The sequence below is a fragment of the Streptomyces rubiginosohelvolus genome, from assembly GCF_014649875.1.
Lineage (GTDB): Bacteria > Actinomycetota > Actinomycetes > Streptomycetales > Streptomycetaceae > Streptomyces > Streptomyces rubiginosohelvolus.
Genome location: NZ_BMTW01000001.1, coordinates 1004508 through 1016880, shown reverse-complemented (window position 1 = coordinate 1016880; position 12373 = coordinate 1004508). Strand labels below are relative to the sequence as shown.

Annotated in this window: 15 protein-coding genes; 10 read left to right on the top strand and 5 right to left on the bottom strand. The window is 71.8% G+C overall.

All coding sequences use genetic code 11. The features are described 5' to 3' along the window. Positions 1–46: 46 nt before the first annotated feature. The 4 genes from IE134_RS04885 to IE134_RS04870 all read left to right on the top strand — a co-directional run bounded on the left by IE134_RS04885 (position 47) and on the right by IE134_RS04870 (position 4298). A complete protein-coding gene (locus IE134_RS04885) occupies positions 47–874 on the top strand; it encodes an NAD(P)H-binding protein (RefSeq protein WP_030722140.1) in 828 nt (275 codons plus the stop codon). 132 nt (positions 875–1006) lie between these two features. Further along, the gene (locus IE134_RS04880) at positions 1007–2362 is read left to right on the top strand and encodes a sensor histidine kinase (RefSeq protein WP_189429673.1); all 1356 of its coding nucleotides are present in this window, start codon (positions 1007–1009) and stop codon (positions 2360–2362) included. Beyond that, on the top strand, positions 2359–3027 hold the full coding sequence (locus IE134_RS04875; protein WP_006126329.1) for a response regulator: 669 nt from the start codon (positions 2359–2361) through the stop codon (positions 3025–3027). The genes IE134_RS04880 and IE134_RS04875 overlap by 4 nt, the downstream gene beginning before the upstream one ends. A 65-nt stretch (positions 3028–3092) precedes the next feature. Further along, complete coding sequence (locus tag IE134_RS04870) at positions 3093–4298, top strand: cytochrome P450 (protein WP_097981512.1); 1206 nt, start codon at positions 3093–3095, stop codon at positions 4296–4298. 18 nt (positions 4299–4316) lie between these two features. On the opposite strand, the gene IE134_RS04865 is transcribed toward IE134_RS04870, so the two are convergent. From IE134_RS04865 to IE134_RS04855, 3 genes are all read right to left on the bottom strand, one after another. Next, the gene (locus tag IE134_RS04865) at positions 4317–4463 is read right to left on the bottom strand and encodes a hypothetical protein (RefSeq protein WP_179892636.1); all 147 of its coding nucleotides are present in this window, start codon (positions 4461–4463) and stop codon (positions 4317–4319) included. Positions 4464–4564: 101 nt separating this feature from the next. After that, a complete protein-coding gene (locus IE134_RS04860; RefSeq protein ID WP_030722130.1) occupies positions 4565–4837 on the bottom strand; it encodes a DUF1876 domain-containing protein in 273 nt (90 codons plus the stop codon). A gap of 54 nt (positions 4838–4891) precedes the next feature. Further along, complete coding sequence (locus IE134_RS04855) at positions 4892–5776, bottom strand: diacylglycerol kinase family protein (RefSeq protein ID WP_030722127.1); 885 nt, start codon at positions 5774–5776, stop codon at positions 4892–4894. 186 nt (positions 5777–5962) lie between these two features. On the opposite strand from IE134_RS04855, the gene IE134_RS04850 reads away from it, so the two are divergent. From IE134_RS04850 to IE134_RS04825, 6 genes are all read left to right on the top strand, one after another. Beyond that, the gene (locus IE134_RS04850) at positions 5963–7246 is read left to right on the top strand and encodes an adenylosuccinate synthase (protein ID WP_026237801.1); all 1284 of its coding nucleotides are present in this window, start codon (positions 5963–5965) and stop codon (positions 7244–7246) included. A 202-nt stretch (positions 7247–7448) separates the two neighbouring features. After that, on the top strand, positions 7449–8105 hold the full coding sequence (locus tag IE134_RS04845) for a DsbA family oxidoreductase (protein WP_030722124.1): 657 nt from the start codon (positions 7449–7451) through the stop codon (positions 8103–8105). 1 nt (position 8106) lies between these two features. Then, positions 8107–9222 (top strand): oxidoreductase, encoded by a 1116-nt coding sequence (locus tag IE134_RS04840; RefSeq protein ID WP_030722121.1) that lies wholly within the window; start codon positions 8107–8109, stop codon positions 9220–9222. Between the two features lie 124 nt (positions 9223–9346). Then, positions 9347–9826: a nucleoside deaminase gene (locus IE134_RS04835; RefSeq protein ID WP_030722118.1), complete on the top strand. Its 480-nt coding sequence runs from the start codon at positions 9347–9349 to the stop codon at positions 9824–9826. Between the two features lie 96 nt (positions 9827–9922). Further along, positions 9923–10243, top strand: coding sequence for a DMT family transporter (locus IE134_RS04830; RefSeq protein ID WP_030722115.1), 321 nt, complete (start codon positions 9923–9925; stop codon positions 10241–10243). Between the two features lie 80 nt (positions 10244–10323). Continuing rightward, positions 10324–10740 (top strand): DMT family transporter, encoded by a 417-nt coding sequence (locus tag IE134_RS04825; protein ID WP_030722112.1) that lies wholly within the window; start codon positions 10324–10326, stop codon positions 10738–10740. A gap of 133 nt (positions 10741–10873) precedes the next feature. Here IE134_RS04825 and IE134_RS04820 read toward each other — a convergent pair whose 3' ends face one another. Together IE134_RS04820 and IE134_RS04815 are read right to left on the bottom strand one after the other, a co-directional pair. Continuing rightward, on the bottom strand, positions 10874–11644 hold the full coding sequence (locus IE134_RS04820) for an SDR family NAD(P)-dependent oxidoreductase (RefSeq protein ID WP_030722109.1): 771 nt from the start codon (positions 11642–11644) through the stop codon (positions 10874–10876). Next, entirely contained in the window at positions 11641–12360 is a 720-nt protein-coding gene (locus IE134_RS04815; RefSeq protein ID WP_030722106.1) for an HAD family hydrolase, read from the bottom strand. The genes IE134_RS04820 and IE134_RS04815 overlap by 4 nt, the downstream gene beginning before the upstream one ends. Positions 12361–12373 lie beyond the last annotated feature (13 nt).

Here is a 12373-nt window from a genome sequence, read left to right as displayed (position 1 = left end):
TCGTGTTGCCGCTCAGACGGAGTCGGAACCGACGAAGGAGATCCTCATGACGATCCTGGTGACCGGAGCCACGGGAACGGTCGGCCGTCGCGTGGTCGAGCAGCTGCTGGAGCGCGGCGAGCACGTCCGGGCCCTGACCCGCGACCCGGAGCGGGCGGAGTTCCCGGCCGGCGTCGAGGTCGTCGGCGGCGACCTGGAAGACCCGGCGTCGCTGGTTCCCGCGCTGCGCGGGGTGACCGGACTGCACCTCATCACCTTCGGCGGAGCGCTCTTCGCCCCGCTGGAGACCGCCGACGAGATCCTCGCCCTGGCGAAGGAGGCGGGCGTGCGCCGGGTGACCGTGCTGCACGGCGGCGGGGACACCCCGATGGAGGCGGCGGTGCGCGCGAGCGACTTCGCGTGGACGGTCGTGATGCCGGTGGAGTTCATGGCGAACGCCCTGGAGTGGGCGCCCGGCATCCGGAGCGAGGGCGTGGTGCGCGAGCCGTTCGTGGACCGGCTGAGCGCGATGGTCCACGAGTCGGACATCGGCGCGGTGGCGGCCGTCGCCCTCACCGAGGACGGTCACGGCGGCCAGGAGTACCTGATCACCGGACCGCAGGCGCTGACCGTCCGCGACAAGACGGCGGCCATCGGCGCGGCGCGGGGCGCGGACGTGGAGCTGGTCGAGCTCACCGAGCAGCAGGCGCTGGAGACCTGGCGGGGCCAGGGCATGCCGGAGGACGTGATCGCGTTCCTGATCGACGTCTACCGGGACACGCCGCCGGAGGGCCGGACCGTGCGCGGCACGGTGGAGAAGGTCACCGGGCGGCCGGCGCGGACCTTCGCCGAGTGGGCCGAGGAGCACGCGCACGCCTTCCGCGCGGAGGCCTGACCCGGGGGGCCGACCGGGGCCCCCGCGGTTCTCCGGGACGGCACGGCGGAGGCGGGTAGTCCTTGAGACGGACGCTCCGGAATCCGTAGCGATGCTGACGACCCGCCGTCCGCCGCCGCCTACCGTGGAAGCGTGACCGAGAACCAGACGAAGACCAGTAGCCCGGAGTTCCGGGCAGCCGCAGGGGCGATAGACGGCCTGCGGGACGACCTCCTGCGCAACGTGTTCGCCTACCGGCCGCTGCCGCCGCTCAACCCCGACGGACGGATCATCCGGCGGCTGCCCGAGGGGCTGCGCCGGTTCGTCGTCTGGACTCCGCACGCCATCGTGCTGTTCGCCGCGTTCCTCGTGATGATGGCCGGGTTCGCCGAGTGGGAGTACCGCTTCCTGATGGGCGTGGTGCCCGCGATCCCGGTGGCGATGACCCTCATCAGGCCGGTCGCCGCGTTCTGGGCGTCGATGGTGACGACCGTCTTCTGCGCCGTCCTCGGCACCGACGGGCTGTGGGGGCCGAGCGCCTTCATGGCCCAGGTGGTGGTCCTGGTGGTCGTGGCCGCCCGGACCCGCCCCCGCGCGGCGGCCTGGATGTGGCTGCTGACCCTGTTCTTCGGGATGCTGCTGGAGGGCGGCGACCCGTCCATCACCGCGCCCGTGGTCACCCTCTCCGCCTTCGCGCTGCTCGTCGTCGCCGTGGTCCAGATCCGGCGCGACGCCGAGCGCGAGGTCACCGTGCAGCGCACCGTCACCGCCGTCGAACGTGACCGGCGCACGCTGCTGGAGGAGCGCACCACCATCGCCCGGGAGCTGCACGACGTGGTCGCCCACCACATGTCGGTCGTCGCGATCCAGGCCGAGGCCGCCCCCTACCGGGTCGAGACCCCGCCCCCGGAGCTGGAGCAGGCCTTCGTCACCATCCGGGAGAACGCCGTGGCCGCCCTCACCGAACTGCGCCGCGTCCTCGGGGTCGTCCGGGCGGAGGACTACGAGGCCCCCGACGCCCCGCAGCCCACCCTCGCCGCGCTCGACGGGCTCCTGGACAACGTCCGCGAGACGGGCCTGGAGACGGAGAAGGTGATCACCGGGGCCGTCCGCGAGCTGCCGCAGGGCGTCGAGCTGTCGGCGTACCGGATCGTCCAGGAGGCCCTGAGCAACAGCCTGCGGCACGCACCCGGCTCCACGGCCCGGGTCGAGCTCGGCTACGTCCTCGGCGGGCTCGGGCTGCGCGTGGTCAACGGGCCCGCGCGGGGCCTGGTCAAGCCCTCGCCCGGCGCCGGGCACGGGATCACCGGGATGCGGGAGCGGGTCGCGATGCTGAACGGCGAGATGACGGCCGGGCCGACGGCCGACGGCGGGTACGAGGTCGCGGTGTTCCTCCCCGTACCGCTGTCCGAGCAGCCGGAGCAGTCGGAGCCCCGCGAGGCGGCGGCGAAGGCGGACCGGGCGGGCAACGCCGACACCGTCGTGATCGACCGGGACGGCCGGGCATGAGCGACACCGACATCCGGGTCCTGATCGTCGACGACCAGATGATGGTCCGCGAGGGCTTCTCGGTCCTGCTCAACGCGATGCCCGGGATCACCGTCGTGGGCGAGGCGCTGGACGGCCGGCAGGCGCTCGACCAGGTCGCCGCCCTGCGTCCGGACGTCGTCCTGATGGACATCCGTATGCCGGAGATGAACGGCATCGAGGCGACCCGCGAGATCGTCGCCCGGGACGCCGACGCGAAGGTCCTGGTGCTGACGACCTTCGACCTCGACGAGTACGTCTACCAGGCGCTGCGGGCCGGGGCCTCGGGCTTCCTCCTCAAGGACGCCTCGGCCCGGCAGCTCGCCGACGGGGTACGGGTGGTGGCCTCGGGCGAGGCGCTGCTCGCGCCGACGGTCACCCGGCGCCTCATCACCGAGTTCTCCAAGCTCGCGGAGACTCCGCGGCCGCCCGCGCTGGCCCGGATCGGCGACCTCACCGAGCGGGAGACGGAGGTGCTCGTCCTCATCGCGCAGGGGCTCTCCAACGCGGAGATCGCCTCGCACCTGATCGTCGCCGAGTCCACGATCAAGACGCATGTGAGCCGCATCCTGGTGAAGCTGGGGCTGCGCGACCGGACCCAGGCGGCGGTGTTCGCGTACGAGGCACGGCTGGTCACCCCGGGGTAGCCGGACCTGGGCCGGACCTGTGCCGGACCCCTTGCGGCGGGCGCGGGCGCGGGTAGCGTCGGGCCATGCACGTGTCCTTCGATCCCTGGTCGCCCGCGTTCGTCGCCGATCCCTACCCCGCCTACACCGCGCTGCGCGCCGCCGGCCGGGCGCACTGGTTCGAGCCGACGGGGCAGTGGCTGATCCCGCACCACTCCGACGTATCGGCCCTGCTGCGCGACCGGCGCCTCGGGCGTACGTATCTGCACCGCTTCAGCCACGAGGAGTTCGGGCGGACCCCGCCGCCGCCCGAGCACGAGCCGTTCACCACGCTCAACGGGCAGGGCATCCTCGATCTGGAGGCCCCCGACCACCCCCGGATCCGGCGGCTGATCTCGAAGGCGTTCACCCCGCGTACGGTCGAGAATCTCGCCCCGACCGTGCGGCGGCTGGCGGCCGAGTTGGTCGACGCGTTCGTGGCGAAGGGCGGCGGGGACCTGCTGGCGGAGGTCGCGGAGCCGCTGCCGGTCGCCGTCATCGCGGAGATGCTGGGCGTCCCGGAGGCGGACCGGGGACTGCTGCGGCCCTGGTCGGCGGCGATCTGCGGGATGTTCGAGCTGAACCCCTCGGAGGAGACGGCGGCCGCCGCCGTCTCGGCCTCCGTGGACTTCTCGGCGTATCTGCGCGGGCTGATCGCCGAGCGGCGCACCGCCCCCGGCGACGACCTGATCTCGGCGCTCATCGCCGCCCACGACGAGGGCGAGCGGCTGACCGAGCAGGAGATGATCTCCACCTGTGTGCTGCTGCTGAACGCGGGCCACGAGGCGACGGTGAACACCACCGTCAACGGCTGGCGGACCCTCTTCCACCACCCGGAGCAGTTGGCCGCCCTGCGCGCCGATCCCGCGCTGCTGCCCACCGCGATCGAGGAGCTGCTGCGCTACGACACCCCGTTGCAGATGTTCGAGCGCTGGGTGCTGGACGACATCGAGATCGACGGCCAGGTGATCGGCCGGGGCGCGGAGGTGGCGCTGCTGTTCGGCTCGGCCAACCGGGACCCGGAGCGGTTCGCGCGCCCGGACGTCCTGGATCTGTCCCGTACGGACAACCCGCACATCACCTTCGGCGCGGGCATCCACTTCTGCCTCGGCGCCCCGCTGGCCCGCCTGGAGCTGGCGGCGTCCTTCGGGGAGCTGCTGCGGAAGGCGCCCGCGCTGCGGATGTCGGCGGAGCCGGAGTGGCAGCCGGGGTATGTGATCCGGGGGCTGAAGGAGCTGCGGGCGGAGGTGTAGGCGAGCCTCCGGCCCGGGTCAGCAGGGTGAGCCGCAGTCCTCCAGCGTCTGCGTCCCGGCCAGGACGTCGAAGCCGTACCCGAAGGCGGCCATCCCGGCGACGGCGCCGAGGACGGCGCTGAGGCAGCCGGTGGTTCCGGTGAGGGCTTCGCGGCGGGTCTCCATGGGCGGGGAGACGCAGGCGGGCGCGGGCGCGGTTCCGGAGTGCGGGTATCAAGCCCCTCCGGCGATTGAGGAGCGGGGGTACGGGGGCGGAGCCCCCGAAGCTACGTCAGCGGGTACGACTTCCGCCCCGACGCCTCGTCGATCTCGTCGTGCGCCTTGGTCAGCAGTTTCATCGCCAGCTCGTTGAGCGCCCTCGCCCCCGCGATCTCCTCGCCGACCCGCTGCTGGTCGGCGTCCGAGGGATGGCGGCTGGCGTAGCCGTGGGCGCGTACCTCTGTTCCGTCGGAGAGGCGGACGAGCGCCGCCGCGCGCGTGCGGTGCGTGTCCTCCTCGAATTCGAGCTCGATGTGCCATCCGACAGCGATCCTGGTCATGACGGTCACCTCCGGGACCGGGGGCGGGCAAAGGGGACGGCTCCGGGCCGTCTCCTACCAGCGTGCGCCCGCCGCCGCGTCCGCGCTCGCCGGGCCCGGCAGCATCAGCCCCCAGGCGCCCGCCCGGACCGTCCAGGTCCGGGTCCGCACCGGCCCGCCGGTCTGTATGTCCGCCCGGTAGCGGAAGTCCGCGCCGGAGACCGTGACGGCCTTGGCCTCCGCCGTGACGTCCTCGCCGGAACCGGTGCGGACGACGACGTCGGCGAGGCCCCCGCCGCCCTGGGAGGTGACCGAGAGGTCCCGGACCGGCGTGTCCAGGTCGCTCAGCAGCACCCCGTCCGCCTCGATGCGCAGGCGGTGCGTGCCCGGGTTCGCCGTGGCGGCGACGGGGGCCGGGCGGACCAGGGAGGTGACCAGCGAGCGGCAGGTGTCCCACATGGCCGTGATGTTCGTGTGCGGGGTCCCGGAGCCGGGCGGCGGGGGAGGCGGGGCCGGGATGCGCAGGCGGCCCAGGACCACGCCGTCGCTGTCGTCGACCAGCAGGTCCAGGCGGCGCACCGCACCGTCCAGCGCGGTCCGGGCGGCCGCCACCGCGCCCCGGGGGACGCCGAGGGCGTGGGCCACCTCCAGCGCGTGCGCCGCGCCGACGGGGATCAGGGAGAGGACGCCGGCGGCCAGCTCCCGTTCGCGGTGCAGCTGGGCGACGGCGCGCAGCAGCGCATGGTCGTCACCGACGACGACGGGCCGGCGCGCACCCCGCCGGGACAGGGCCCGGGCGAACTCCTCGGGGGTGTCCGGAAGGCAGATCTTGGCGTGCGCGCCGGCGCTCAGCACGTCCTTGGCGATACGGACGGACTCGCCGTCACTCCGGCGGGCGACCGGGTCGATGACCACCAGGAGCTGGTCGTCGCCGTCGCCGGGGGGCTCTGCAGCCGACACCTCGGTCCTTCCTCGGGTAGCATCTTGGTGCAAGAGCCCCTTGCGCTATTGCGCCAGGGGCTTCGTCTATTCCGGGGCACCCGGTTCGACGGCTCAGGCTTTGCCGTACATCGTCGTACGGCAGGTACGACCTTGACGTACGCCCCCTGACCTTGGACATGCCCCGCCCGGAAGGGGTGTACGCCTGTGCCCGCACTTGTGCTGCTCGGTGCTCAGTGGGGTGACGAGGGCAAGGGGAAGGCCACCGATCTCCTCGGTGGATCCGTGGACTATGTCGTGCGATACCAAGGCGGTAACAACGCCGGTCACACGGTCGTCGTGGGCGACCAGAAGTACGCACTTCATCTCCTCCCCTCCGGAATCCTGTCGCCGGGTTGTACCCCGGTCATCGGGAACGGTGTCGTGGTCGACCCGGCGGTCCTGCTCTCCGAGCTGAGCGGTCTGAACGAGCGAGGCGTCGACACGTCCAAGCTTCTGATCAGCGGCAACGCTCATTTGATCACTCCGTACAACGTCACGCTCGACAAGGTGACCGAGCGCTTCCTCGGGAAGCGCAAGATCGGCACGACGGGCCGGGGCATCGGTCCGACGTACGCCGACAAGATCAACCGGGTGGGGATCCGCGTCCAGGACCTCTACGACGAGTCGATCCTGGAGCAGAAGGTGGAGGCGGCCCTGGAGCAGAAGAACCAGCTCCTGGCCAAGGTCTTCAACCGCCGGGCGATCGAGGCCGGCAAGGTCGTCGAGGACATGCTCCAGTACGCGGAGCAGATCAAGCCGTTCGTCGCCGACACGACCCTGATCCTGAACGAAGCCATCGACGACGGCAAGGTCGTGCTCTTCGAGGGCGGCCAGGGCACCCTGCTCGACGTCGACCACGGCACGTACCCCTTCGTCACCTCGTCGAACCCGACGGCGGGCGGCGCCTGCACCGGTGCCGGTGTCGGCCCGACGAAGATCAGCCGCGTCATCGGCATCCTCAAGGCCTATACGACGCGTGTCGGAGCCGGTCCGTTCCCGACCGAGCTGTTCGACGAGGACGGCGAGGCGCTGCGGCGCATCGGCGGCGAGCGCGGTGTCACCACCGGCCGTGACCGCCGCTGCGGCTGGTTCGACGCCCCGATCGCGCGGTACGCGACCCGGGTCAACGGCCTGACCGACTTCTTCCTCACCAAGCTGGACGTCCTCACCGGCTGGGAGCGGATCCCGGTCTGCGTGGCGTACGAGATCGACGGCAAGCGCGTCGAGGAACTCCCGTACAACCAGACCGACTTCCACCACGCGAAGCCGATCTACGAGACCCTGCCGGGCTGGTCCGAGGACATCACCAAGGCCAAGACCTTCTCCGACCTGCCGAAGAACGCGCAGGGTTACGTGAAGGCCCTGGAGGAGATGTCGGGCGCCCCGATCTCCGCGATCGGCGTCGGCCCCGGCCGGACCGAGACGATCGAGATCAACTCGTTCCTGTAGCCCCCGGGCAGCACCGCGGCGGTGGCCCCCAGTCCTTCGAGGCTGGGGGCCACCGCCGTTCTCGTTCGCCGGCGCGCGGGCGGTACGGCAGAGCTTGACACTTAAGTGCATGATCGTGCAACCTTCTGGAGATCCCTCCCATCTCTCGTCGACCTGTCGAGAGATGCTGTTGCTTGCGCGATCAATTATATGGAGCCTGCGCATGGCCGATCCCGTGAAGATCAAGATCTGGTCCGACTACGTCTGCCCCTTCTGCATGCTGGCCGAGGGCCCCATCGAAGAGGCGATCAAGGACGTCGGCGTCGACGTGGAAGTCGAGTGGCTGCCCTTCGAGCTGCGGGCCCACCCCCAGCCCACCCTGCGGCCGGAGGACGAGTACCTGCCCGCCATCTGGGAGCGGGCCGTCTACCCCATGGCCCGTCGGCTGGGTGTCGACATCACGCTCCCCACCGTCTCGCCGCAGCCCTACACGGCCCTCGCCTTCGAGGGGTACCAGTACGCGGCCGAGCGCGGCCTGGGCGACGCCTACAACCAGCGGATGTTCCGTGCCTTCTTCCAGGAGGACCAGGACCTGGGGGAGGTCGACGTCCTCGCCGCACTGGCCGTCGAAACCGGCCTGGACGAGGCCGGGTTCCGGGCCGCGCTGAAGGACGGCACCTACCGTGCCCGGCATCAGGAGGCTCTGCGGGAGGCGGCCGCCCACCAGGTGCGGTCGGTCCCCACCCTGCTCGTCGGGGACATCCGGATCGAGGGCGTCCCGCGCCCCGCCCAGCTGCGCAAGGCGATCCTGGACGCGCAGGCCCGGCAGGCGGAGGAAGCCGGTTACGGCGCGGCCTGCGGCATCGACGGGACGTGCTGAGGTGAGCGACGCCCGCACCAGCGCGTTACGCCCTCACCCCGCCCTCACCGCCTGCCGGTTCGCGGGTCTGGAGCTGCGCAACAGATTCGCCGTCGCCCCCATGACCCGGGTCTCCGCCACCGAGGACGGCCGGGCCACCGAGCAGATGGCCGCCTACTACGGGGCCTTCGCCGAGGGCGGCTTCGGGCTCCTGATCACCGAGGGGACCTACACCGACACCGCCTACGGCCAGGGCTACCTCCACCAGCCCGGCATCACGGACGAGGCGCAGGCCGCCGCCTGGCGGGGCGTCGTCGACCGAGTGCACGCCGCCGGCGCGCGTATCGTCCTCCAGCTGATGCACGCCGGGGCCCTGGCCCAGGGAAACCGGTTCCGCGACCGGACCGTCGGCCCGTCCGCGGTCCGGCCGATGGGCGAGCAACTGGGCAAGTACCGGGGCAGCGGTCCCTGGCCCGAACCGCTGGAGATGACCCACGGCCAGATCGCCGAGGCCGTGGAGGGCTTCGCCGCCGCGGCGGTCCGCGCCCGTGAGGCCGGCTTCGACGGCGTGGAGATCCACGCCGCCAACGGCTATCTGCTCGACCAGTTCCTCACTCCGTACACCAATCTGCGCACCGACGGGTACGGCGGGGAGGTCGAGGGGCGCTCACGGCTCCTACGGGAGGTGACGGCCGCGGTCAGAGGTGCGGCCGGGCCCGGCTTCACGGTCGGCGTCCGGCTCTCCCAGGGGAAGATCAACAACTTCGGGTGGCGGTGGCAGGGAGGCGACGCCGAGGCGGCCGCCCTCTTCGCGGCGGCGGTCGGGGCCGGGGCCGACTACCTGCACCTCGCGGGCAGTGGACGGGACTGGCTGCCGGGCGGACCGACGCTCGCCGGGCTCGCCCGGAAGGTCACCGGAGTGCCCGTCATCGCCAACGGCGGGCTGCACGAGGAAGCGGTGGCACGGCGCGTCCTGGACGAGGGGCACGCGGACGTCCTGGCGATCGGCACGGGTGCGCTGGCCAACCCCGACCTGCCGCACAAGGCGGCCGCAGGGGCTCTCCCGGCGGTGTTCGACCCGCAGGTGCTGGAGCCGCTGGCGACGCTGGACAACGCCCTTACGCACGCCCCTGCTTGACACTCGTTATATGCACATGCAAGATTAAGGCATCGGGTCACGCCGCCTGCGGAGATCCATGGAAACTATCTGCTTGCATGTGCAGGCAATATAGATGCAGGGAAACTCGGGAGACGAACTGCTCATGGGTACACACGACAGCGAACTGATGGGCTTCGCCCACGAAGCGATCCGGCTCAGCCGCGAGCACGTCGCCCAGGGCGGCATCCCCTTCTCCGGTGTCGTCGTGGGCGGCGGACGCATCCTGGGGACCGGCTTCAACCGGGTCCGAGAGGACAACGACCCGACCGCGCACGCCGAGGTCGTCGCCCTCCGGCAGGCCACCGCACGGCACGGCATGCGCGCCGTGGCGGGAGCCACCCTGATCGCCTCCGGCGAGCCCTGCGCCCTGTGCTACATGGCGGCACGGTTCGCCGGCATCGGCCACATCGTGCACGCCGCCGACCGCCGGACCGCCGCCCGGTACGGCTTCGACTACACCGGCTCGTACTCCCTGTTCGCCGAGGACCCCGAGCGCTGGCCCATCAAGGTCACGGCGCTCCAGCTCCCCGAAGCGGAAGCGCCGTTCCAGGACTTCCTCACCCTGAGCCGTTCCCGGCACTGACCCGGACCCGGTTCCGCGACATCGCCGCACGCCGTCCCTCGCACCACCTTCCCCACGCCCACTCTCCTCCTCACCCACCGCACGGAAGGACCTCCCATGCACTGGCTCTACCTCGCCATCGCCGTCGCCTTCGAGATCGCTGTCGCCATCGCCGCCGGAAAGGCGGAGGGCTTCAAGAACCGCAAGTGGACCGCCATCACCCTGATCAGCGGTGCCCTCGCGACCTTCTTCCTCAGCAAGTCGCTGCTGACCTTCGACGTCGGCGTCGGCTACGCCCTGTGGACCTCCGTGGCGGGCGTCGGCATCACCATCCTCGGCGCGCTCTTCTTCGGTCAGCGCCTGAACTGGAACAAGGCGATCGGCATCGTCCTCGTCATCGGTGGCGTCGTCGGACTCCAGCTGAGCGGTTCCGCCTGAGCCCGGGTGCACCACCCCGACCGCGCACGCGGTGCCTTCCGCCCACCATCTGACGCCACCTCAGAGAGGATCCACCTCCCATGTCCAACGAAGCCAAGACCTCCAAGAACGCCTGGCTCTCGCTCCTGCTCGCCGGAGTCTTCGAGATCGGCTACGCGCTCGCCGTCGGCGGCAGCGAGGGGTTCACCGTCCTGACCTGGTCCCTGGTCGCCGTGGTGTTCTTCCTGCTGACGCTGTACGCACTGAGCCTGGCCCTCCGCACGATCGAGGTCAGCATCGGTTACGCCGTCTGGGCGGGTATCGGTGCGGTCGGCGCCGCCGTCCTCGGCCCCGTCTTCTTCGACGAGACCCTGACCCTGGCCAAGGGCATCTGGCTGTCGGTCATCATCGTCGGTGTCATCTGGCTGAAGCTCGCCGACCGCACGAAGCCCGAGGCGGTCGCCCCGTCCCCGGCGCCCCAGCAGGTCGCGGACCGGCCCGGCGCGCTCCAGGTCTGACGCCCTGTGACCGTACGCCCCCGGCGGCTGCCTCCCATCAGGAATGGGCGGCAGCCGCCGGGGGCGTTCCGTCGTGTCACGCGCCGCTGTCCTCAGGTGGCGGTCCGGACCGTCGTGGCCGCGCGCTCCGCCGTCATTTCGCGGTCCGTCCGCCGTCCACCGCGAGGGCGGTCCCGGTGGTGAAGGAGGAGGCGTCCGAGCAGAGCCAGGCGGCGGCGCGGGCGATCTCGACCGGATCGGCCAGCCGCCGCTGGATGCCCTGGGAGCCGAAACCCGCGCCCGCGGCGGCTCCGGTGGAGCGGAGGGCGTCCATCATCTCCGTGTCGGTGCCGCCCACCACGAGGGCGTTGACCCTGATGCCGTGGTCGCCGTACTCGGCCGCCGCCGCCCTCGTGAGACCGATGACCGCGTGTTTCGCGGCGACGTAGGGCGCCGACGCGGCGGTGGCCCGTACGCCCGCGACGCTGGAGGAGTTGACGACCGCGCCGCCGCCCGACTCCAGCATGGCGGGGATCTGGGCACGCAGGCAGTTCCACACACCGCGCAGATTGACGTCCAGGGTGCGGTCGAAGACATCGTCGGGAAGTTCGTGCAGGAGCGTTCCGGCGCTGGCGTGACCGGCGTTGTTGAACGCACAGTCGAGGCGGCCGAACCGGTCGACCGCCGTGGCGACGGCCCGTTCCATGTCCGCGGGGCGGGTGACGTCCCCCGGTACGGCCACGGCCCGGCCGCCGTCCTTCCGGATGCGCTCGGCGACCTCCTCCACCTGGGCGGCCCGGCGGGCGACGAGCACGACGGCGGCTCCCTCATCGGCGAAGTGCCGGCCCGCCGCGGCGCCGATTCCGCTGGAGGCTCCGGTGATCAGGGCCACCTTGCCGGACAGCGCCGGTCTGCCCGGCGTCACGCCTGTCTCTCCCGGCCGGCCGCCGCGAGGGCGGGGCTCCAGAACGTGCCCGTGCCCATCTCCCGGTCGATCCGGCGCAGCAGGCCGTCGTCGAGCGCGTCCAGGCCGTCGATCATGTGGCGTACGCCCGCCTCCCGCATGAGTTCGCGCTGGTGGCTGTGGACGAAGGCGGAGGGACGCCCGACGAAGGCGGTGCCCAGTTCGCGGGCCGCCTCCGCGACCCGGGCGACGTCGTCGACGAAGAGGGCCTGGGCGGGGCGGAGCCCGAAGACGTCCTCTGCGATCTCCCTGAGGCCGGGGCGGATGTCGTTGGTGCTGACGTAGCCGGGGCCGTCGAACAGGTGGGCGTAGCGGCCCAGATGGCGGTCGAAGTGCTCCTTGCCCAGGCCCCCGTAGCAGACCGTCTGCAGGCCCGCGCTCCGCAGGCGGTGGAGCAGGTCACGCGTACCCGGTGTGATGGTGACCGGGTGGCGGTCGAGGTGGGCCGAGCGCTCCTCGAAGTAGGCGGCGAGCGCCTCCTCGCCGGTCATGGTGGAGCCCACGGCGGCCGCGAGCCGTTGCCCGGCGATGTGCTGCGGCTGGGAGAAGATCGACCGCTCCAGCGCGGCGGAGTACGTCCCGCCCCGGCCGACGACGAACTGGTGGATGACCGGGCTGAAGGTGTCGTTGAGCAGGACACCGTCGATGTTCAGGGCGGCCAGGCGTAAGGACGGCATGGGGTCTCCTTGG